This window comes from Acetatifactor aquisgranensis (assembly GCF_943193215.1).
In the GTDB taxonomy this organism is placed as follows: domain Bacteria; phylum Bacillota; class Clostridia; order Lachnospirales; family Lachnospiraceae; genus Acetatifactor; species Acetatifactor aquisgranensis.
Map to the genome: position 1 here is coordinate 1 of NZ_CALPDH010000011.1, position 22,221 is coordinate 22,221.

Sequence of the window (22,221 nt, forward strand, 5' to 3'; positions counted from 1 at the left end):
GACGATTTCGGAGAAGATGGATTCTATATCTTTTAAAATTCCGTACCGCCTGTTTTTTATGCCCACATTTATTTTTTTGTCAAACATATGTTCGCAAAACGTACGTTTCTTTTTGCCACTCCAAAAGACGCAATTTCCTATAAAGTCAAAAAGAAGCGGAATATCTCCGTCCTGTTCATCACCCACGACCTGGGAGTGGTGGCCAATATGGCGGATAAGGTGGCAGTCATGTACGCCGGCAAGATTGTGGAGTACGGAACGGTGCGGGATATTTTCTATGATCCAAAGCATCCATATACCTGGGCGCTGCTTTCCTCCATGCCCTCGCTGGACACAAAGGATGTCCTGGAGGCGATTCCGGGGACGCCGCCGAATATGATATACCCGCCCAAAGGCGACGCCTTTGCGGACAGGAACAAGTATGCCATGAAGATAGATTTCGAGAAGCAGCCGCCGTTCTTCAAGGTATCCGACACCCATTACGCGGCCACCTGGCTCCTGCATCCGGATGCGCCCAAAATCGGGCTGCCGGAGAACATCCAGAACCGCATCAGGACAATGAAAGAAATGGAGGTGCCGGATTATGAGCAATGAGTTCAAGACAATGGGAAAAAAACATTCCACGGAAAACATACTGGAAGTCCGTCATCTGAAACAGTATTTCGGCAAGCGTGATTTCAAGGCGGTGGACGATATCAGCTTTTCTGTGAAAAAGGGAGAGGTCGTAGGAATAGTGGGGGAATCCGGCTGCGGCAAGACCACCACGGGCCGTTCCATCATCAAGCTTTATAATGCCACATCGGGAGATGTGTATTTCAAGGGCCAGCGCATCGTGGCAGGCACCCGTTCCTACACAGACGCTATCGCTTTGGAGCGCAGGAAGAGCCGTGATACCGTCAACAAGCTGAAGAAAGCCGGGAAAACGGATGAAATCAGGGCGGAAAAGGAGCGTCTGTCCGCCTTTGTGGAGGAGCAGAAACGACTTATCCAGGAGGCTAAAAATGACCATAAGAACTGCATCAGGCTCTATAGAGAGCGTATCCTCCGTGGGATTGCCGAAGCGTATGATGAAAAAGAAAAAGCTGCCGCAGGAAATACTGTCCTTCTGGAGCAGCTGAAAAAAGAGCGGGCCGAGAAGATAAAGGACGCCGAGAAAGAAAACATCGTCACCAGGATACAGATGATTTTCCAAGACCCAATCGCCTCCCTGAATCCCCGCATGACGGTACGCGAGATCATCGCAGAGGGACTGACCATTCAGGGAATCAAGGACAAGGACTATATCGATAAAAAGGTTTATGAGATGCTGGAAAAGGTAGGCCTTGTGCGGGAGCACGCGGGACGTTACCCCCATGAATTCTCAGGGGGACAAAGGCAGCGTATCGGCATCGCCCGGGCCATCATCATGAATCCTGACCTGATCATCGCGGACGAGCCGGTCAGCGCATTGGACGTCTCCATCCAGGCGCAGGTCATCAATCTGCTGAATGAGCTGCGGGAGGAGCTGGGTCTGACGATTCTGTTCATCGCCCATGACTTGTCCGTTGTAAAGTATTTTTCCGACCGGATTATCGTCATGTATTTTGGTAAAATCGTAGAGATCGCACCAGCGGATGAATTGTTCGGGCATCCTCTCCATCCATATACCAAATCCCTGCTCTCGGCCATTCCCCTGCCGGATCCGGAATATGAGAAGAAGCGCAGGCGGATCACCTATGTGCCGGATCAGGCCCATGACTATTCCCAGGAGGCTCCCGTCCTGCAGGAGGCGGCGCCGGGGCATTTTGTGAGCTGCAATACGGCGGAGCTGGAAAAGTACCGCAGGAGTCTGGCGGGGACACAGGAAAGGAATCTGAAGAATTAACATATGAAAGATAGGAAAATTTTTCTTCGATACGGCATGGCAATGGCGGCGGCAGCTGCCATTGCCATACTTGTCACTTTGATGGAAACCGATTTCTACGGGCTGGACAAAAAAATGCTTTTCCGCTTCCTGAGCGATGGCTTTTTTGTGGCGGCTGTATTCTATATCGGCTTCGGGCTGCTCACATGGATTGCCGATGCCGGCAATTTCCATGCTTTCGGCTATCTGGGCTACATGGTAGTCCGGCTGTTTTCCCCGATGAAGCACCGATTTGAAGAGCGCAAGGACTATTTTACCTATTATACGGAAAAAAAGACACAGCGCAGAGAGGGAAAAACCTCGCCAAAGCGGATATTGCTGACAGTGGGGGCTGTCTGTGCTGTTCTGGCAATCGTGTTCGCAGGTATTTTTTACAGGATATAAGTTGACTTTCTCCCGATATAACAGTAAAATAATCTTGCCGAAAAAATATCAGTAAGAGCATGCCCTGTTTTTAGAAACTTTCACGGGCGGAATGGGGGAAATTATGTCAAAGATAGCAATCGTAACAGACAGTAACAGCGGAATCACACAAGCGGCGGGAAAGGAGACAGGCGTCTATGTGCTGCCCATGCCTTTTATGATTGATGAGGAGACTTTTTATGAGGATATCAACCTGACTCAGGAAGAATTCTACCAAAAGCTTGCCTCAGGCGCCAATATCGCCACCAGCCAGCCCTCGCCGGAATCTGTCATGAAACTGTGGGACACGGTTCTGGAAGAATATGATGAGCTTGTCCATATCCCCATGAGCAGCGGTCTGTCAGGCTCCTGCCAGAGCGCCATGCTTCTGGCAGAAGATTATCATGGGCGGGTGCAGGTAGTGAACAACCAGCGGATTTCCGTCACCCAACGGCAGTCCTGTCTGGATGCGAAGCTTCTGGCCGCCAGGGGAAAGAATGCGAAGGAAATCAAGGAATTCCTGGAGGCGGATAAATTCAACAGCAGCATTTATATCATGCTGGATACACTGTACTATCTGAAGAAAGGCGGACGGATAACCCCCGCGGCCGCGGCCATCGGGACGATGCTGCGCTTGAAGCCTGTGCTGCAGATTCAGGGCGAGAAGCTGGACGCTTTCGCAAAGGCCAGGACCACGAACCAGGGGAAGAGCATCATGATAAATGCCATCAAGGCCGATATCGAGAAGCGCTTCGGCGGAATGACGGAAGACAATCATATCTGGCTGCAGATTGCCCATACGGCGAACCTGGAAGAAGCTAAAGTGTACAAAGAAGAGATATTGAAGCATTTTCCGGGGTATGATATCCATATCGATGCATTATCCTTAAGCGTGGCTTGTCATATCGGGCCCGGAGCGCTTGCTTTCGCCTGCTGCAGAAAGATTAAAGCCTAAAAAAAGTTTCGGAAAAATCTACTTGTTTTTTTGAAACATTTCGTTTATTATAGAATAGGAACGTATGTTCTTCCATGTTTTTGTTTTTCATGCAGTTTATCATGGAACGGTTCAGGGCATGGAAGTTTTGGGACAGAGAGGTTTATAGATGGCAACTGTAAGTAATTATGACGCCTCCAGCATTACGGTGCTGGAGGGGTTGGAGGCTGTGCGGAAACGGCCGGGAATGTATATCGGCAGCACCTCCACCAAGGGTCTGAATCATCTGATATATGAGATTGTGGACAATGCCGTGGACGAGCATCTGGCGGGGGTATGCGATACCATCCGGGTGACCCTGGAAGCGGACGGATCGGCCACGGTGACGGACAATGGACGAGGCATTCCGGTGGGGATGCACGAAAAAGGAATCAGCGCGGAGCGGCTGGTGTTCACCACGCTTCACGCAGGCGGTAAATTCGATAATTCAGCATACAAAACCAGCGGAGGCCTCCACGGAGTGGGCTCTTCGGTGGTGAATGCCCTTTCCACCAGATTGACCGTGACGGTCAAGACGGGCGGCTGTATCTATGAGGATACGTATGAGCGGGGGAACCCGATTACGCCGCTTAAGGACGGGCTGCTCCCGGTGATAGGAAGGACGAGGGAGTCCGGGACAATCATCAATTTCCTGCCGGATGATACGATTTTTGACAAGACACGGTTCAAGGAGGATGATGTGAAGAGCCGGCTTCATGAGACGGCTTATCTGAATCCGAATCTGACGATTATTTTTGAGGATAAGCGCAAGGAAGTGCCGGAGACAGTGACTTTCCATGAACCTGATGGAATCACGGGCTTCGTTAAGGACATGAACAAGTCCCAGGAGGCGGTTCACGATATTGTCTATTTCAGCGGGGAGAGCGAGGGGATTTCCGTTGAGGTGGCGTTTCAGTATATCAATGAGTTCCATGAGAATGTACTGGGATTCTGCAACAATATCTACAATTCAGAGGGCGGCACCCATCTGACAGGCTTCAAGACCATGTTCACCAACGTAATCAATACCTACGCCAGAGAGCTGGGAATCTTAAAGGAAAAAGATTCCAATTTCACAGGCGCGGATGTGCGCAACGGCATGACGGCAGTGGTGTCCATCAAGCATCCGGATCCCCGATTTGAGGGGCAGACCAAGACAAAACTGGACAATCAGGACGCGGCCAAGGTGGTGTCCAAGGTGACAGGAGAGGAGATTGTCCATTTCTTCGACCGGAATCTGGACACGCTGAAGAATATCATTGGCTGTGCGGAGAAAGCCGCGAAAATCCGCAAGTCGGAGGAGCGGGCCAAGACGAACATGCTGACGAAGCAGAAGTTCTCTTTCGATTCCAACGGAAAGCTTGCCAACTGCGAGTCCAAGACACCGTCCCAGTGCGAGATTTTCATCGTGGAGGGAGATTCCGCGGGGGGCAGCGCCAAGATGGCCAGGAACCGTATGTTCCAGGCGATATTGCCTATCCGGGGCAAGATTCTGAATGTGGAGAAAGCCAGCATCGACAAGGTATTGGCCAATGCAGAGATCAAGACCATGATCAATGCTTTCGGCTGCGGGTTTTCGGAAGGATATGGAAATGATTTCGATATCTCGAAGCTGCGTTATGACAAGATCATCATCATGGCGGATGCGGACGTGGACGGGGCCCATATCTCGAATCTTTTGCTGACATTGTTCTATCGGTTCATGCCGGAGCTGATATTCGAGGGACATGTGTACATCGCCATGCCGCCCCTGTATAAAGCCATGCCCGCAAAAGGCGAAGAGCAGTATCTCTATGACGATAAAGCGTTGGAAAAGTATCGCAAGACCCACAAAGGGGCTTTCACATTGCAGAGGTACAAAGGACTTGGCGAGATGGACGCGGAGCAGCTCTGGGAGACTACGCTGAACCCGGAGACCAGACGGATGAAGTTGGTGGAGATCGAGGACGCCAGGATGGCTTCGGAGGTGACGGAGCTTCTGATGGGGACGGAAGTTCCTCCGAGGAAGACTTTTATTTATGAACATGCTGTGGACGCGGAGCTGGATATTTAGAACTGCAGGCTTGATAATCAGGAACAAGTTCTGGCGGCCTGCAACTATAAATATTTCAAGTCAGAAATCTATGGGAGTTTATCCATGAAAAAGAACAAGAGAAAATTGTCAATTAAATCTGAAAGTCTGCAAATCAAGATTTTAGCAGGAGGATTGCTTATTTTTCTTGTTGTGATTTTGGCTCCGCTCTTCAGGATTAGCCATTACAATTTCAGCGGTGCGGACGATTATGTATTTTCATCGGTTTCGGTTCCTCTATGGCAGGAAAGCCATTCCATATGGAAAGTTTTTTGTGCACAGGCCCAGTATGCCTATGAGATGTATCATACCTGGCAGGGAACATATTTCAGTGTATGGCTGTTATCCAGTTTATTGGGCTTCTTTTCGCAAGATGCATATTTTGCAGGAACCTATCTTGCGCTAGGAGGCCTTGTCATCTGTGAGTTTTTTTCTTTTGTAGTGACTCTGCGTAAAGTGTTCCTTGCGGATTATGGACGTTCTGTGATTATTGCCATAAGCTGTATTTCCATGCAGGTTCTTATGACTACTGTTCCAGTAGAAGCTTATTATTGGTTCACTGGCGCGATAGTATATACCTTTATTTATGCATTGACCGTACTGCTGGCTGGTTGCTTGGTTGTTTTTTATCATAGCAAATTTTCCCGGCTACAGTTTGTGCTGATAAATCTCTTGTTTGTGGTCCTGAATCTTGCTATTGGCGGGAGTAATTATATTACGGCTTTGGTGACATTTCTGATTCATCTGTTTACTTGTACTTATTTTTTTGTCAGACATCATAAATACCGTTTTGCAGTGCTGGGGCAGTTTGCTTTCTATCTTCTGGTGTTTATCCTGAATGTCGCGGCTCCGGGAAACCTAATCCGGCAGAACAGCGCAGGAATGAATCATCAGTCTGCCGTACAGAGCATTTTGCTGTCCTGCAAAGCGGCTGCAGAATATCTGATGACATGTACTGTTTTGCCATATATCATATTGGGTATCCTGCTGGTTCCGATTATCCTGAAGATAACACAGAAGAAAGACTATAGATATCCTTTCCCTGCGCTAATAAGCCTTTTATCCTTTGGCTTGTTCGCGGCACAATTTACTCCTACTATTTATGCTTTGGGTATCACGGGGGCCGGAAGAGTTCAAAATTTATATCGTTTCTCGCTATTCATTTTTCTGTATGGCAATGAAATTTATTGGATTGGATGGACTCAGAGGAGATGGAAAAATCTCTTGGGCATAAAGTCGGAGACGGAACAAGTGGAAACTGCTGCAGGGATGTGTTGGATATTGCCTGCGTGGATGGCTGTGGGCTTGCTTCTGCTTTGCAGTTTATATGTTTGGGGAGGCAATACCGTGACCAGTCTTAATGCCTGGAAATCTCTGCGCGCCGGAGAAGCACAGCAGTATCATGCGGAATATGAGCAGCGCTGTCAGCTGCTGGAGAATGAGACCAACAGTGAAGTCGTTCTGCCGCCTTATTCCATAAAGCCGTATCTTCTCTATTTTAACGATATTACAGAGGATTCGTCAGACTGGGTCAATCAGGCGCTTGCTGACTGGTATCACAAGGATGCAGTGACGCTGCAAGCAGAATAATTAAGGAATAGCCATAATCATTTTCTTTTACAAACAGAATAATATATGATATAATTTGGGAAGGTTAAGAATAAATGGAAGACAGCAGAATCATAAAAACAGAATATTCCGAAGAGATGCAGAAGTCCTTCATCGATTACGCCATGAGCGTCATCATAGCCAGAGCGCTCCCTGATGTCCGGGACGGACTGAAGCCCGTGCAGCGGCGTACCCTTTACGATATGTATGAGCTGGGCATCCGCTACGACAGACCTTACAGGAAATGCGCCCGTATCGTGGGCGATACCATGGGTAAATATCATCCTCACGGCGACAGTTCCATTTATGACTCCCTGGTGGTCATGGCTCAGGACTTCAAAAAAGGCCTGCCCCTTGTGGACGGCCACGGCAACTTTGGCAACATCGAGGGAGACGGCGCGGCCGCTATGCGTTACACGGAGGCAAGGCTGCAGAAAGTAACCCAGGAAGCTTATCTGGCGGATTTGGACAAGGACGTGGTGGATTTCGTCCCGAATTTCGATGAGACGGAGAAAGAGCCCTCCGTTCTGCCTGTAAAACTGCCCAATTTCCTCATCAACGGCTCCGAGGGCATCGCCGTAGGCATGGCCACCAGTACGCCGCCCCACAATCTGGGCGAGGTGGTGGACGCCATGAAAGCCTATATGCGCAACGAGGACATCACCACCAGAGAGCTGATGCGGTATCTGAAAGGCCCCGATTTTCCCACCGGCGGCATCGTCACCAACAAGGACGATCTGCTCCAGATTTATGAGACCGGCGTTGGGAAAATCAAAATCCGCGGCAAGGTAGAATTCGAGAAGCAAAAGGGCGGCAAGACCAATGTGGTCATCACCGAGATTCCCTATCCCATGATCGGCATGAACATCTCCAAGTTCCTGTCCGATGTGGCAGGACTGGTGGAATCGAAGAAGACACAGGACATCGTGGACATCTCCAACCAGTCCTCCAAAGAGGGCATCCGAATCGTCATAGAGCTGCGGAAAGATGCCGATGCCGAGAACTTTGTGAATCTGCTCTACAAGAAGACCCGGCTGGAAGACACTTTCGGCGTCAATATGCTGGCTATCAGCGACGGCAGACCGGAGACTATGGGCTTAAAGACGATTCTGAAAGCCAACATGGATTTCCAGTTCCAGATTGCCACCAGAAAGTATAATAATCTGCTGGCCAAAGAGTTGGAGCGCAAGGAAGTACAGGAGGGGCTGATCAAGGCCTGTAATGTCATTGACTTGATTATAGAAATCCTGCGGGGCTCCAAAGACCGGAACATGGCGAAAGCCTGTCTGGTAGAGGGTAAGACAGCGGGAATCAAGTTCAAGTCCAAGGAATCCAAAATCATGGCCGCGCAGCTTGCATTTACGGAACGGCAGGCCAATGCCATTCTGGAGATGCGCCTGTACAAGCTGATCGGCCTGGAAATCGAAGCCCTGATCAAAGAGCATGAGGATACTATGGCGAACATCTACCGCTATGAGGATATCCTGGACCGCAGGGATTCCATGGCCCAAGTCATCATCAACGAGCTGGATGAATTCAAAAAAGCATACAGCCGTAAGCGCAGAACCGTCATAGATAATGTGGAAGAGGCCGTCTATAAGGAAAAAGAGATAGAGGAAACAGAAGTCATCTTCCTCATGGACCGCTTCGGATACGCAAAAATCATCGACACCGCCACCTACGAGCGGAACAAGGAAGCGGCTGACAGCGAGAACCGGTTCCTCTTCCCCTGTAAGAATACCGGCAAGATATGCCTGTTCACCTCCGCAGGACAGCTCCACACCATCAAGGTCATGGATCTGCCTTTCGGGAAGTTCAGGGACAAGGGTGTGCCCATAGATAATATCAGCAACTACAATTCCGAAAAAGAGGCGATTGTCTATATCACCAGCCAGACACAGCTGAACCTTCGCCAGGTGGTTTTTGTCACAGAGCAGTCCATGATAAAGCTGGTGAGCGGCGGGGAATTCGATGTGTCCAAGCGCACAGTGGCATCTACCAAGCTTGGCGAGGGAGACCGGGTCATCAGTGTCATGCCTCTGGGAGAGCAGCGCTATGTGGTCCTGCAGACAAAAGAGGGTTTTTTCCTGAAATTTGCCATAGAAGAGGTTCCTGAACAGAAAAAGGCCGCGATGGGAGTGCGGGGCATGAAGCTGGGGGCGAAAGATTTCGTGGAAAATGTATATTATACCTCCAATTCCACGGAGTTTTCCACGGAATGCTCTTCTTCCATGGAATGCTCTTCTTCCATGGAGTGCTCTTCTTCCATTGTATACAAGGATAAAACCATCAATCTGAACAAGTTAAAGACAGCCAAACGTGACAGCAAGGGAACTAAAATAAGAGTATGATGTGCAGCGTACAGGCTGCGGAAAGGCATGGATTACAATGAGAGTGATTGCGGGAACAGCCAGGAGCCTTCCCCTGAAGACACCTGAGGGGCTGGACGTCCGGCCCACTACAGACCGTATCAAAGAGACTTTATTCAATATGCTGCAGTGGGACATTCCGGGGGGCGTGTTCGTGGATCTGTTCAGCGGCAGCGGCAGCATCGGAATCGAGGCCCTGAGCCGGGGCGCAAAGAAGGCTTATTTTGTGGACAATGCCCAGAAAGCGATTTCCTGTATCCAGCAGAACCTGACCTTTACGAAAATGGCGGACAAAGGCGTCGTGTTGAAGCAGGACGCCTGCAGTGCTCTGGGCAGCATCCGGGAGAGCGAAGCGAATATCATCTTCATGGATCCGCCCTATGACAGCGGGGAGGAAAAAGCCGCTCTGGCGGTTCTGAAAAACATGCCCTATGTGACAGAGGATACCATCATCATAGTGGAGGCGGTTCTGGACAGAGATTTTTCCTGGGTTACGGAGCTGGGCTTCACCATCACGAAAGATAAACGCTATAAGACCAACAAACATATCTTTATGAAGAGGGAAGTGTAGCGTTCTTCCCAAAATGTGCAGGAGGGTATAATCATGAAACGTGCCGTCTATCCCGGGAGCTTCGATCCCGTGACCTTTGGGCATCTGGATGTCATCAAACGCGCTTCCGAAGTATTTGATGTGCTGATTGTCAGCGTCCTGAACAACAAAGTAAAGACACCATTGTTTTCTGTGGAAGAACGTGTTAAGATATTAAAAGAGGCTACAAAGGATATCCCCAATGTACAGGTGGACAGCTTCACCGGTCTTTTAATCAATTACGCAAGAGAGAATGACATCCATGTGGCGGTCAGAGGTTTGCGGGCCATCACGGATTTTGAATATGAGCTGCAGATTGCCCAGACGAATCGGAAACTTTCGGACGGAAAGCTGGACACCATCTTTCTGACTACAAGCCTGGAATACGCATACCTCAGTTCCTCCAGTGTAAAGGAAATCGCAAGCTTTGGAGGCGATATCAGCCAGTGCGTTCCCGAGTTTGTGGCGAAGTTGATTTATGAGAAATACCATATTCTTTAATAGTATAGGAGTGACGCTTATGAGCAGCAGAATAGAACAATTGATTGATGAACTGGAGGAGTATATCGAAAGCTGCAAGCCCAAATTCATGTCGAATTCAGAGATTATCGTAAACAAGGATGAAATCGATGAATTGCTCCGTGAGCTGCGCATGCGTACACCTGAAGAAATCAAACGGTATCAGAAAATCATAAGCAACAAAGATGCGATCCTAAACGATGCAAGGTCAAAGGCACAGGCGCTGATAGACGAGGCCACCGTACACACCAATGAGCTGATCAGCGAGCATGAGATCATGCAGCAGGCTTATTCACAGGCCAACGGAATCGTGGCCACTGCCGCAAGGCAGGCCCAGGAAATCCTGGACAAGGCTACCATGGAGGCCAATGAGCTTCGAATGCAGGCTTCCCTGTACACGGAGGACAGGCTGACGGAACTGGATTCCATCATCTCCGCGGCCATCCAGTCCACTAATTCTGACTATGAGCGTCTGGCGGGCTCTCTCGGTCAATACCGCGATCTGATTCAATCCAACCTCAGAGCGCTCCACCCCGCGGAGAATCTGGATATACATCTGGATGACCCTGAAGATGACGACAAATTGGATGTATTATAAAAAATTCCATTGGCAGAACCAGTTTCGTATGGAAGAAAAGCATTCCAAGGGAACTGGTTCTTTCCTGTATCCGGGCATATGCAGCGAATCAGCGCAGGAATGAACCGGGCAGGAGCAGGAACCAGCACAGATAGAAGATTCCGTTCAGCAATGTCAGTATGATTTTATGTAAAATATAATCGCCAATCGGCAAATCCGAACCTTTGATGCAGCTGTAGGTCTGGGCGATACAGGACAGCCCCCCAAAGGAAAGCGCAATCAGGCTGTACAGCGGAACGGACTCCCCCAGCATCTGCAGGCCCCCTGTGATTTCCAGCAAAGGCGAGAGCACGGTCAGCGGATGGCCCAGGAGCAGATGCGGAACCAGATTCAGCAGATTGAACAGAATCATGTAACCGCCCAGAGAAAGCATGCTCTGCACGGAGGCCTGGATGGAGCTGTCAATCTCCTCCAGAAGCCTTTCCCCGGGGGAAATTTTTCGGGAAACATCCCGGCAGATACCCGCAGAACCATCTTCGCAGGCCACCAAATCTGCCGCAGGACGGACGGATTCCTGCCGGGACTTAGGGTTATCCAAGTCCCGAAAGCGCGTATGACGCAGCGCAAGGCCGTACAAAGCCGGAATCCCATACATGCCGAAAAGATAAGGAAACACAAGTTTTCTGCCCAGGAGAGGCAGCACAAAGCTGCAGAAATACACCGGGCCGATATTGTTGCAGAAAGCCAGGAGGTATTCCGCCTCCCTTTTGGTAATCATCTGTCTTTTATACAGGTCATCCACCACCCTTGCCCCCATGGGAAAGCCGCAGAAAAACCCCATCATCATGGCATAGCATACGTTTTTGCGTACTTTGTAGAGCGGTCCGGCAATTGGGTATATCAGCATGGCGACTTTGTCCGTCAGCTTCATCCGCACCATAACGCCGGACAGAATCATGAAAGGCAGAAGCGACGGAATCATTTTTTCAAACCATAAGCCCAACCCCAGGGAGGCATAGGAGAGGCTCATCCGGGAATGGCTCAGGATACAGATTAGCAGCATAAGAAACATTACAGTAAGCAGTTTCATAGAAAGATAACCTTTTTGATACTATATGCGCAGCGGAACAGGGACATTCGTTCCCAGGAGGAGATTGGCATGCGCCTGGATAAATTTTTGTGTGAAATGAATATCGGCTCCCGGAGCCAGGTAAAAGTGTTCATCCGTCAGGGAACCGTAACCGTCAACGATACCCCGACGACAAATCCGGACCAGCAGATCGACGAATTTTCGGACAGAGTCGCCTTTCGCGGAAAAGCACTGCAATACCGTAGATTTGTTTACTATATGATGAACAAACCGGAGGGCGTGGTGTCTGCAAGTCGCGACAACACGGCCAGGACGGTAGTGTCCCTCCTGGGAAAGGACGCCAGGGAAGACATCTTCCCTGTTGGCAGACTCGACAAAGATGTGACAGGCCTATTGCTCCTTACCAACGACGGAGACCTGGCCCACAGGCTGCTGTCCCCGAAAAAGCATGTGGATAAGACTTACCGGGCAGTCCTGGAACATGTCTTGCTGCCGGAGGACATCCGCAGGCTGGAAAACGGCCTTGACATCGGCGAAGAGAACCTCACTCTGCCTGCCCGGGTAACGGTTCTGGAGGAGCGGATCATTCTCCTTACCCTGCATGAAGGGAAATTCCATCAGGTGAAGCGGATGCTCCAGGCTGTGGACAACCAGGTGCTGCAGCTGCGGCGGACAGCATTCGGCGGACTCACCCTGGATCCGAACCTGGCCCCGGGAGAGTATCGCGAACTGTCCGGGGAAGAACTGGAAACTTTGAGAAAGAGCGGAGGCAGGAAGCAAAAAGCACAGGAGGAAACCGAAAATGAAACATGAAATGCTGCAGGATATCGATGCGGTCATATTCGATATGGACGGTTCGCTGGTGGATTCCATGTGGATGTGGAAAGCCATCGACATCGAATATCTGGGGCGCTATGGCATTGCCCTGCCGGAGAATCTGCAGGAACAGATAGAGGGCATGAGTTTTAGCGAGACTGCCCATTATTTCAAGGAGCATTTTTCTATTCCGGAATCCCTGGAGGAAATCATGGAAGAGTGGAATCGGATGGCATGGGATAAATACATGTACGAGGTTCCCCTGAAAAAAGGTATCCCGGAATTTCTGGCCGGCTGTAAAAATTTCGGTATTCAGTTGGGCATCGCTACCAGCAATTCCAGGGTACTGGTGGAAAATGTGGTGAAAGTACATAATCTCCGGGATTATTTTTCCTGCATCATGACCGGCACCGACGTGCTGCGCGGAAAGCCGAATCCCGATATCTATCTGGCCGTGGCAGAGGGGCTTGGCGTGTCCCCGGAGCGCTGCCTGGTATTCGAGGATATCGTGGCCGGAATCCTTGCCGGGAAAAATGCCGGCATGCGCGTCTGCGCCGTGGAAGATGAGTATTCCGTGCAGTCCAGAGCCGCTAAAAAGGAGCTGGCCGATTATTATATCGAAGATTTTGCGGACTTATTTTGAATGTCCCCTGATTTTTATAGAATGAGTTGAATGACAAGCAAGAAAGGAATGCCAATGAATATCATTATCATCACAGGCGCCTCCTCCGGCATTGGCCGGGAATTCGCGAGGCAGATGGACGGACATTTCGACAGGACAGAAGAATTCTGGCTGGTGGCGAGAAGCCGCGAAAAACTGGAGGCGCTTGCGAAAGACCTGAAACACAGGACCAGGATATTTGCCATGGACATCACGCGGGAGGAATCCCTTGACGCTTTGGAGGAAGCCGTGTTCCAGTCCCATGCGGTGGTGCGGATACTGATAGGCTGTGCCGGTTACGGAATCATGGGAAGTTTCTGTGAACAGGAGCCTCGCCTGGAGACAGGAATGGTGCGTCTGAACTGCGAAGCCCTGACAGACCTGACGCACCGCATGATTCCCTATATGAGGCGGGGCAGCCGCATCATCCAGATGGCCTCCAGCGCCGCTTTCCTGCCTCAGCCCGGTTTTGCGGTATATGCCGCCACCAAAGCCTATGTGCTGAGCTTTTCGAGGGCTCTGGGCGAGGAACTTAAGAATGCCGGCATCTATGTCACCAGCGTCTGTCCCGGGCCTGTGGATACGCCTTTTTTTGACATTGCAGAAGCCACAGGCTCCACCCTTGCCGTGAAAAAATATACCATGGCAGAAGCCAGCCGGGTAGTGGCGCTTGCCCTGAAAGATTCCTATTACAGGCGCCCCGTATCCGTGTGCAGCCTGCCCATCAAGGCATTATGGGCGCTTTCCAAGGCTGTGCCGCACAGCGCCATCTTACATGTAATGGCGCAAATGAAGAAGAAAGGACTGTGAAATCATGCAGCTGAAGCGAATGTTCTCTACAGGCAGCGTCAAAGGGACGAAGAATTATTTAGATACCCAGAAAAAATATGAGATTATGCGCACTGTGCTCTATTTTGCCATCTCCATATCCCTGTTCGCCGCAGGGTACCTCCAGACCGGCAGCCGTGCGAACCTCCTCAGCATCGTCGCCATACTTGGCTGTCTTCCCGCCAGCAAGAGCACAGTAGGAGCGATTATGTTCCTGCGGTTCAAAAGCTGCAGCGACGAGACGGCGGCAGAAATCGAACAGCATATTCAGGGGCTCGACTGCCTGTACGATACGGTATTCACCTCCTATAAGAAAAATTATATGGTGAGCCACCTGGCTGTCTGCGGCAACACGGTATGCGGCTTTTCCGAGGACAGCGCATTCCCGGAAAACGAGTTTTATAAGCACATCGGCGATATCCTGAAAATGGACGGCCATAAAAACGCCACTGTAAAAATTTTTACAAATCTGTCAAAATATACGGAACGGTTGGAACAGATGAAGAACCTGGCGTCTGATGAGGTGCCGACACAGGCAATTATCGCCACCCTGAAAAGCGTCTCATTGTAAAGAAAACGGATAGGAGAAATTTACCATGGAAGATTTCAGTTTACAGGAAATGCGGGAGATACAGTGCCAGCTGCAGGAGAAATACAAGGACAAATGGAATCCGCTGTCTCCGGAGCAGGGAAAGAATCAGCTGCTGTGGATGATGATAGAGTTAGGCGAAGCGGCTGACGTCATGAAGAAAGAGGGAGTCCGGAAAATCATGGACGACAGAGACACAAGAGCTCACTTCATCGAGGAAATGGCCGATGCCCTGATGTACTACAATGACATCCTGCTCTGTTACGGCATTTCCATCGAAGAATTCAAGAGCATCTATCTGGAAAAACATAAACGGAACATGAAGAGATGGTAGGGCCGGCCATGAGAAAGGGCTTTGGAGAAATCATATGCAGTCAGTAACGATTGGAGCAAATCAGGCCGGACAGCGTCTGGATAAGTTTTTACATAAATATCTGCCCCTGGCAGGCAGCGGCTTTCTATATAAGATGCTGCGCAAGAAGAACATCACCCTGAATGGAAAAAAGGCCGAGGGGAAAGAGATTCTTTTCCCGGGGGATGAGGTCTGCACCTTTTTTTCAGATGAGACTTTCGCGAAGTTCTCCGGCAGAGCGCCGGGCCGGGACACCTGCACAGACAGACAGCCTGCCCGAAAATCGCCCTTTCTTACGGAAAAGGAATATGAGAAGGCTTATGAAAAGCTGCAGGGAATCTCGATATTGTACGAGGATGAGGATTTTCTGATACTGAACAAGCCTGCCGGCATCCTGACGCAGAAAGCGGCACACGGCGATTTGAGCCTCAGCGAATGGATGGTGGGATATCTGCTGGCGGAAAACCCTGCCCTGACCGATGAGCTTACCACTTTCCGTCCGGCTCTCTGCAACCGGCTGGACAGGAATACCAGCGGCATCGTGTTGGGCGGGAAGAGCCTGGCAGGGCTGCAATTCTTAAACAGATGCATCAAGGAACGCGCTGTGCGGAAATATTATCGGGCCATCTGCGTCGGCGCACTGATGGAATCGGCCGCGATACAGGGCTATCTCATAAAGGATTCCCGGAATAATCAAGTGTCTGTGTCCGATGAGCCAGAATGCAGAAATCAGGCCGAAAAGCCGGCCCTTATCCACACAGCATATTCACCCGTTACCGTCACGGAAGATTACACTCTGTTGGAGGTAGAGCTGATAACCGGAAAGAGCCATCAGATTCGCGCCCATCTGGCCAGCATAGGCCATCCGCTGGCGGGAGACGCCAAATATGGTCTGGAATCTGTCAACCGTGATTTAAAACGGCGCTATGGCCTGACCCATCAACTGCTTCACGCCTGCAGGGTCACGTTCCCGGAAATCGCATCCGGAGTCGGCAGTTCCTTAAGTGGGAGAACTGTCATAGCCCCCAGCCCGAACCTTTTTATGAGGCTGGAAAAAGAACTTTTAGAAAATTTGAAAAATGGAAGAAAATAGAGGAGCGGTATGGCCACATGGAATTCCCGGGGCCTGCGGGGACAGGCGCTGGAAGAGATGATCAACAGGACCAATGAAAAATATGCCGATGCCGGACTGGCCCTGATTCAGAAGGTGCCCACGCCCATCACGCCCATCAAGATAGATAAAGAGAGCCGCCAGATTACGCTGGCCTACTTCGAGCAGAAGAGTACGGTGGACTATATCGGAGCCGTACAGGGACTTCCCGTCTGCTTTGACGCCAAGGAATGCGCCACGGATACCTTTGCCCTGCAGAACATCCATGCGCATCAGGTATCGTTCATGGAAAAGTTTGAAAAGCAGGGAGGCATCTCTTTTTTCCTGATATATTATACGCATAAGGATATCCTGTATTATCTGCCGTTACAGATGCTTCTCTTTTTCTGGAACCGGGCAAAGGAGGGCGGCCGGAAAAGCTTCCGTTATGAGGAATTGAATCCTGAATATGTTTTGCCGCACAAGCACGGGATTCTGGTTCCCTATCTGGATATCCTTCAGAAAGACCTGGAGGACAGGGCTTGACAGCGACAGAATCATCCGATATACTAATGTGGTTCGATACATCGTTATGATAATGCGGCAGCACATTGCCGTGATAAAGCAGCATAATATTGACCGGGTCAGTCAGGACGACCAACCGAGTCAATGCAGCGTCGGCACAGGAAAGGTTTGGGTAGCTTATGAGCCAGCAATTATTGCATACGCCGGAGGGAGTGCGGGATATCTACGGAAAGGAATATGCGGAAAAATTCCATGTGGAGCAGCAGCTGAGAGAATGCATCCGTCTCTACGGCTATGAGGATATCCAGACGCCCACATTTGAATTTTTTGATGTGTTTTCCAAAGAAATCGGGACGACTCCCAGCAAGGAACTGTATAAATTCTTTGACAAAGAAGGGAATACTCTGGTGCTGCGGCCGGACTTCACGCCGTCCATCGCCCGCTGTGCCGCGAAGTATTTCTCTGAGAAAAAGCATCCTCTCCGCTTCAGCTATATAGGCAATACTTTCACCAACACTTCCAATCTTCAGGGAAAGCTGAAAGAAGTGACCCAGCTGGGGGCGGAACTGATAGGGGATTCTGGCGTAGAGGCGGATGCCGAAATGATATGCATGGTAATCAAAGCTCTTCTCCGCGCGGGACTGAATCGCTTTCAGGTCGCAATCGGCGATGTGGAATATTTCAAGGGCCTCTGCGAAGAGGCCGGACTGGATGAGGATACGGAGCTGGAACTGCGCTCCTTTATCTCCGGGAAGAATTATTTCGGGGCCCAGGAGCTTCTGGCAGAGAGTAATGTGGCCAAGCCCTATCAGAGCAGGCTCTTAAAGGTGGCTGATATGTTCGGCGATATGGGGTCTCTGGCCGGAGCTGGGGCCATGGTGGAAAATACCCGTTCCCTGGCCGCTGTCCACCGCCTGGAGAAGCTTTATTCCCTGTTGCAGCTCTATGGCGTGGAATCCTATGTGTCCTTCGACCTGGGCATGCTCAGCAAATATCGTTATTATACGGGGATGATTTTCAAGGCATATACCTACGGCGTGGGCGAGGCTGTGGTGAAAGGCGGCAGATATGACAGGCTGCTGCAGCAGTTCGGCAAAGACGCGCCCGCGGTCGGTTTTGTCATCGTGGTGGACAGCATCATGGAGGCGCTTTCCAGACAGAATGTGCGGCTGCCTGTCCCGGATGAAATCCGAAAGGTTTACTACGATGCGGGAGACTATGCCGAAAAGCTGGCGGAGGCCCGGAAACTGCGCAGCGAGGGAATCGCGGCGGTGCTGCTCCCGGTGGGTAATGGGCATCCCCTGGAACGGGAGATTTCCAAGGAGGGCGCAAGATGAGCATAAATAATAAATATCTGACTTTCGCGCTTGCCAAGGGACGGCTCGCGAACCAGACCCTGGCTCTCTTCGAGGAAATGGGAATTTCCTGTGAAGAGATGAAGGATAAAAATACAAGAAAGCTGATATTCGTAAATGAAGAGTGGAAACTGAAGTTCTTCCTGGCCAAAGGCCCGGACGTGCCCACCTATGTGGAGTACGGCGCCGCGGACATCGGCGTAGCCGGGCGGGATACCGTGCTGGAGGAGAACCGGAATGTGTACGAGGTGCTGGATCTTGGTTTCGGCAAGTGCAGGATGTGCGTCTGCGGCCCGGAATCCGCCAGGGAGCTGCTTCTGCACCATGAGCGCATCCGCGTGGCCAGTAAATATCCCAACATCGCCAAGGACTATTTTTATAACAAAAAACATCAGACCGTGGACATCATCAAGCTGAATGGTTCTGTGGAGCTGGGCCCGCTGGTAGGACTGTCGGAAGTCATAGTAGATATCGTGGAGACCGGATCCACCCTGAAAGAGAATGGCCTGGGAGTGCTGGAAGAAGTCTGTCCCCTCTCCGCGAGAATGATCGTCAACCCGGTCAGCATGCAGATGGAGCGGGCGAGAATCCAGGAACTGGTGCTGAGATTGCGGAAAAAGTTAAGCGGAAACGAAGCCTGAAGGGCAGAAAGGTGGATTTACAGTCATGAGAATCGTAAAACTGACAGCGGAAACCAAAGCGAATATATTAAGCGACCTGCTGAAAAGGAGCCCCAATAATTATTCCGAATACGAGAGCACGGTAAACGGCATCCTGGAGGATGTGCGCAGGGACAGAGACAGGGCCCTGTTCGAGTACACCCTGAAATTCGACAAGTATGCCCTGAATGCGGATAACATCAAAGTAACCAGGGCGGAAATCGATGCCGCCTACGGTCTGCTGGATGACGGTTTGGCGGACGTCATCAGACGCTCTGCCGACAATATCCGAAGCTTTCACCAGAAGCAGCTGCGCAACAGCTGGTTCAGCCCCGAAGCGGATGGCACGATTCTCGGCATGAAGATAACTCCTGTGGCAAGGGCCGGAATCTATGTTCCCGGCGGAAAGGCCGCTTACCCCTCCAGCGTCCTGATGAACGTGATTCCCGCAAAGGTGGCGGGAGTGGGAGAAATCATCATGACCACGCCCCCCGATGCCCGGGGACAGGTGAATCCGGGCACGCTGGTAGCCGCGGACATCGCGGGCGTGGACACGATTTACAAAGCAGGCGGCGCCCAGGCGGTGGCCGCGATGGCTTTCGGCACGGAATCCATTCCAAAGGTGGACAAGCTTACAGGCCCCGGAAATATCTTCGTGGCATTGGCTAAAAAGGCAGTGTACGGCTATGTGGGGATTGACTCCATCGCCGGCCCCAGCGAGATTCTGGTGTTGGCGGACGAGACTGCCAACCCGAAATACGTAGCGGCGGATTTGCTTTCTCAGGCAGAGCATGACGAGCTGGCCAGCGCCATTTTGATCACTACTTCAAAAGAACTGGCAGAGCAGATTTCCGCCCAGGTGGACGTCTTTACGGAAAAACTGTCCAGAAAGGAAATCATCCGGAAATCTCTGGACAATTACGGCTATATCCTGCTGGCCGAAACTATGGAAGACGCCATCGACGCCGCCAACGAGATTGCCTCAGAGCATCTGGAAATCCTCACTGCCAACCCGTATGAAGTAATGACGAAAATCCGCAATGCGGGAGCCATTTTCCTGGGAGAATATTCCTCCGAGCCTCTGGGCGACTATTTTGCAGGGCCTAACCATATCCTGCCAACAAACGGTACGGCGAAGTTTTTCTCACCTTTGAACGTAGAAGACTTTATGAAAAAGACCAGCATCATCTCATATTCCAGAGAAGCATTGGGAAAAGTACATAAGGATATCGAAATTTTCGCCGAGAGCGAGGGGCTCACGGCACATGCGAACAGCATCCGGGTGCGGTTTGAGGAAAGTGAGGGGTGCCTATGACAAGGACTGCGCAGATAGACAGGAAGACAAAGGAGACCGATATCTCCATCTCCCTAAATCTGGACGGCACAGGAGAAGCCGAAATCGCCACAGGCATCGGCTTTTTCGACCACATGCTGGAGGGATTCTCCAGGCATGGTTTCTTCGACCTGAAATGCCGTGCGGCGGGCGATCTCCATGTGGACGGACATCACACAGTGGAAGATACCGGCATCGTACTTGGACAGGCCATCGCAGGGGCAGTGGGGGACAAGAAAGGAATCCGCAGATATGGCCACTTTATCCTCCCCATGGACGACGCGCTGGTTCTGTGTGCCGTAGACTTATGCGGCAGGCCCTATCTCAACTTTGACGCCCGGCTGCAGACTCCCCGGGTGGGAGGTCTGGACACGGAACTGATCAGGGAATTTTTTTATGCTGTCTCTTACAGTGCGGGCATGAATCTCCACATCAAGCAGCTGGACGGCAGCAACGCCCATCACATCATAGAGGCCATGTTCAAAGCCTTTGCCAAGGCTCTGGATATGGCGGTATGCGCTGAGCCGCGGACCGCGGATGTGCTGAGCACGAAAGGAAGCCTTTGATATGGCAATCCTTACATCTGCAGAAATTTAACAAATGAGGTCACTGATATGCTAGTAAAAAAATTTGTACCATGTATCTACCTTTACAACGGCCACGCGGTAAGGCGGCTGACAGATACCTCCGTAGTGGAGACAGATCCTCTGCGCCTGGTGCATCTGTATAATGAAAACAGCGCGGACGGTCTTGTAGTATTCGACATGTCCCAGGAGGATCAGGAACACGAGGATGCCCTGGACATAATCAAGGAAATCTGTGCCGCAGCTGAGATGGAGGTCACAGGCGCCGGAAATATCAAGCGCCTGGAGGATGTCAAAAAGCTGCTTTATGCCGGCTGCAGGCGCGCGGTCCTGGATTACACCAAAGACAGCAATATCGCCATCACAAAAGAGGCCTCCCAGAGGTTCGGCAGGGAAAAGATTCTCGTTTCCTGCGACAATGCGGATAATCTTGCGGAGAACAGGGAGCTGCTGGAAAGCTATGTATCAGGCCTGATTCTGCTGAATCCTCATCAGATCAGAGCTACCATGGATGCGGTACAGCTGCCGTTTCTGGTGGAGGTGAATCAGATTGCCCTGAATAAACTGATGGAAATCTTTGCGTACGAAAATGTCTGCGGCGTCACCGGGAACACGATCAACGACAATTACCGGGACATCCTGGCGCTGAAAGGCTTATGTAAGGAGAATGGAGTTTTGGTGGAAACTTTTGAAGCTGCTCTGCAATGGGAAGACCTTAAGAAAAATTCGGACGGCCTGATTCCTGTCATCATACAGGATCACCGGACCGGGGAAGTACTGATGATGGCATATATGAACGAAGAGGCCTACGGACATACCCTCCGCACCGGCAGGATGACCTATTTCAGCAGAAGCCGCGGACAGCTGTGGCTGAAAGGCGAGACCAGCGGCCATTTCCAGTATCTCAAGAGCCTCGATGCGGACTGCGATATGGACACGCTCTTAGCCAGAGTCTCTCAGGTGGGGGCAGCCTGCCACACAGGGGCAAGGAGCTGTTTCTTCAACGGAATCGTCAGAAAAGAGGAGGAAGAGACCGCCAATCCCCTGCAGGTCTTTGAAGAGGTCTTTGATGTCATAAAGGACAGGAAACTCCATCCCAAGGAGGGTTCCTACACCAATTACCTGTTCGACAAGGGAATCGACAAGATTTTGAAAAAGCTGGGCGAGGAGGCCACGGAAATCGTCATCGCCGCCAAGAACCCGGGTTCCAATGAGGTGAAGTACGAGATGAGCGATTTCCTGTACCATATGATGGTATTGATGGCGGAAAAAGGAATCAGCTGGGAGGAGATTACCACGGAACTGGCAAACCGTTAGAAACTGATTGA

Annotated in this window: 23 protein-coding genes; 22 read left to right on the top strand and 1 reads right to left on the bottom strand. The window is 50.9% G+C overall.

Annotation, left to right across the window (positions count from 1 at the left end; all coding sequences use genetic code 11):
• The first annotated feature begins 87 nt into the window (after positions 1 to 87).
• The 10 genes from NFS35_RS10790 to NFS35_RS10835 all read left to right on the top strand — a co-directional run bounded on the left by NFS35_RS10790 (position 88) and on the right by NFS35_RS10835 (position 11,032).
• Entirely contained in the window at positions 88 to 594 is a 507-nt protein-coding gene (locus NFS35_RS10790; protein ID WP_330640165.1) for an oligopeptide/dipeptide ABC transporter ATP-binding protein, read from the top strand.
• Positions 584 to 1,864: an ABC transporter ATP-binding protein gene (locus tag NFS35_RS10795; protein ID WP_330640166.1), complete on the top strand. Its 1,281-nt coding sequence runs from the start codon at positions 584 to 586 to the stop codon at positions 1,862 to 1,864. The genes NFS35_RS10790 and NFS35_RS10795 overlap by 11 nt, the downstream gene beginning before the upstream one ends.
• A 3-nt stretch (positions 1,865 to 1,867) precedes the next feature.
• Positions 1,868 to 2,287, top strand: a complete 420-nt coding sequence (locus tag NFS35_RS10800) for a DUF3899 domain-containing protein (protein WP_251207138.1) — start codon at positions 1,868 to 1,870, stop codon at positions 2,285 to 2,287.
• A 103-nt stretch (positions 2,288 to 2,390) separates the two neighbouring features.
• Entirely contained in the window at positions 2,391 to 3,260 is an 870-nt protein-coding gene (locus NFS35_RS10805) for a DegV family protein (protein ID WP_251207139.1), read from the top strand.
• A 148-nt stretch (positions 3,261 to 3,408) separates the two neighbouring features.
• On the top strand, positions 3,409 to 5,331 hold the full coding sequence (locus NFS35_RS10810; protein ID WP_251207140.1) for a DNA gyrase/topoisomerase IV subunit B: 1,923 nt from the start codon (positions 3,409 to 3,411) through the stop codon (positions 5,329 to 5,331).
• A gap of 84 nt (positions 5,332 to 5,415) precedes the next feature.
• Positions 5,416 to 6,939 carry a DUF6056 family protein gene (locus tag NFS35_RS10815; RefSeq protein WP_251207141.1) on the top strand — a complete coding sequence of 508 codons (1,524 nt, stop codon included), beginning with the start codon at positions 5,416 to 5,418 and terminating at the stop codon, positions 6,937 to 6,939.
• Positions 6,940 to 7,013: 74 nt separating this feature from the next.
• Positions 7,014 to 9,308, top strand: a complete 2,295-nt coding sequence (locus NFS35_RS10820; RefSeq protein WP_251207142.1) for a DNA gyrase/topoisomerase IV subunit A — start codon at positions 7,014 to 7,016, stop codon at positions 9,306 to 9,308.
• A gap of 37 nt (positions 9,309 to 9,345) precedes the next feature.
• A complete protein-coding gene (gene rsmD, locus NFS35_RS10825) occupies positions 9,346 to 9,897 on the top strand; it encodes a 16S rRNA (guanine(966)-N(2))-methyltransferase RsmD (RefSeq protein ID WP_251207143.1) in 552 nt (183 codons plus the stop codon).
• 33 nt (positions 9,898 to 9,930) lie between these two features.
• Positions 9,931 to 10,416, top strand: coding sequence for a pantetheine-phosphate adenylyltransferase (coaD, locus tag NFS35_RS10830; protein WP_251207144.1), 486 nt, complete (start codon positions 9,931 to 9,933; stop codon positions 10,414 to 10,416).
• Between the two features lie 19 nt (positions 10,417 to 10,435).
• Positions 10,436 to 11,032, top strand: a complete 597-nt coding sequence (locus tag NFS35_RS10835; protein ID WP_251207145.1) for a hypothetical protein — start codon at positions 10,436 to 10,438, stop codon at positions 11,030 to 11,032.
• A gap of 88 nt (positions 11,033 to 11,120) precedes the next feature.
• On the opposite strand, the gene NFS35_RS10840 is transcribed toward NFS35_RS10835, so the two are convergent.
• On the bottom strand, positions 11,121 to 12,101 hold the full coding sequence (locus tag NFS35_RS10840; protein WP_251207146.1) for a hypothetical protein: 981 nt from the start codon (positions 12,099 to 12,101) through the stop codon (positions 11,121 to 11,123).
• A 69-nt stretch (positions 12,102 to 12,170) separates the two neighbouring features.
• On the opposite strand from NFS35_RS10840, the gene NFS35_RS10845 reads away from it, so the two are divergent.
• The 12 genes from NFS35_RS10845 to hisIE all read left to right on the top strand — a co-directional run bounded on the left by NFS35_RS10845 (position 12,171) and on the right by hisIE (position 22,210).
• Positions 12,171 to 12,914: a pseudouridine synthase gene (locus NFS35_RS10845; protein ID WP_251207147.1), complete on the top strand. Its 744-nt coding sequence runs from the start codon at positions 12,171 to 12,173 to the stop codon at positions 12,912 to 12,914.
• Position 12,915: 1 nt separating this feature from the next.
• On the top strand, positions 12,916 to 13,560 hold the full coding sequence (locus tag NFS35_RS10850; protein WP_251207278.1) for an HAD family hydrolase: 645 nt from the start codon (positions 12,916 to 12,918) through the stop codon (positions 13,558 to 13,560).
• A 54-nt stretch (positions 13,561 to 13,614) separates the two neighbouring features.
• Positions 13,615 to 14,388 (top strand): SDR family NAD(P)-dependent oxidoreductase, encoded by a 774-nt coding sequence (locus NFS35_RS10855; protein WP_251207148.1) that lies wholly within the window; start codon positions 13,615 to 13,617, stop codon positions 14,386 to 14,388.
• Between the two features lie 4 nt (positions 14,389 to 14,392).
• The gene (locus NFS35_RS10860) at positions 14,393 to 14,977 is read left to right on the top strand and encodes a hypothetical protein (protein ID WP_251207149.1); all 585 of its coding nucleotides are present in this window, start codon (positions 14,393 to 14,395) and stop codon (positions 14,975 to 14,977) included.
• A 25-nt stretch (positions 14,978 to 15,002) separates the two neighbouring features.
• The gene (locus tag NFS35_RS10865; RefSeq protein ID WP_251207150.1) at positions 15,003 to 15,329 is read left to right on the top strand and encodes a nucleotide pyrophosphohydrolase; all 327 of its coding nucleotides are present in this window, start codon (positions 15,003 to 15,005) and stop codon (positions 15,327 to 15,329) included.
• 34 nt (positions 15,330 to 15,363) lie between these two features.
• The gene (locus tag NFS35_RS10870; RefSeq protein WP_251207151.1) at positions 15,364 to 16,440 is read left to right on the top strand and encodes an RluA family pseudouridine synthase; all 1,077 of its coding nucleotides are present in this window, start codon (positions 15,364 to 15,366) and stop codon (positions 16,438 to 16,440) included.
• A gap of 9 nt (positions 16,441 to 16,449) precedes the next feature.
• Positions 16,450 to 16,983: a Holliday junction resolvase RecU gene (locus NFS35_RS10875; RefSeq protein WP_251207152.1), complete on the top strand. Its 534-nt coding sequence runs from the start codon at positions 16,450 to 16,452 to the stop codon at positions 16,981 to 16,983.
• Between the two features lie 158 nt (positions 16,984 to 17,141).
• Positions 17,142 to 18,299: an ATP phosphoribosyltransferase regulatory subunit gene (hisZ, locus tag NFS35_RS10880; protein ID WP_251207153.1), complete on the top strand. Its 1,158-nt coding sequence runs from the start codon at positions 17,142 to 17,144 to the stop codon at positions 18,297 to 18,299.
• On the top strand, positions 18,296 to 18,958 hold the full coding sequence (gene hisG / locus NFS35_RS10885) for an ATP phosphoribosyltransferase (protein ID WP_251207154.1): 663 nt from the start codon (positions 18,296 to 18,298) through the stop codon (positions 18,956 to 18,958). Before hisZ ends, hisG begins: the two co-directional genes overlap by 4 nt.
• A 25-nt stretch (positions 18,959 to 18,983) precedes the next feature.
• Positions 18,984 to 20,291: a histidinol dehydrogenase gene (hisD, locus tag NFS35_RS10890; protein ID WP_251207155.1), complete on the top strand. Its 1,308-nt coding sequence runs from the start codon at positions 18,984 to 18,986 to the stop codon at positions 20,289 to 20,291.
• A complete protein-coding gene (gene hisB, locus NFS35_RS10895) occupies positions 20,288 to 20,875 on the top strand; it encodes an imidazoleglycerol-phosphate dehydratase HisB (RefSeq protein WP_251207156.1) in 588 nt (195 codons plus the stop codon). The genes hisD and hisB overlap by 4 nt, the downstream gene beginning before the upstream one ends.
• A 48-nt stretch (positions 20,876 to 20,923) precedes the next feature.
• Entirely contained in the window at positions 20,924 to 22,210 is a 1,287-nt protein-coding gene (gene hisIE / locus NFS35_RS10900) for a bifunctional phosphoribosyl-AMP cyclohydrolase/phosphoribosyl-ATP diphosphatase HisIE (protein WP_251207157.1), read from the top strand.
• Positions 22,211 to 22,221: the final 11 nt, after the last annotated feature.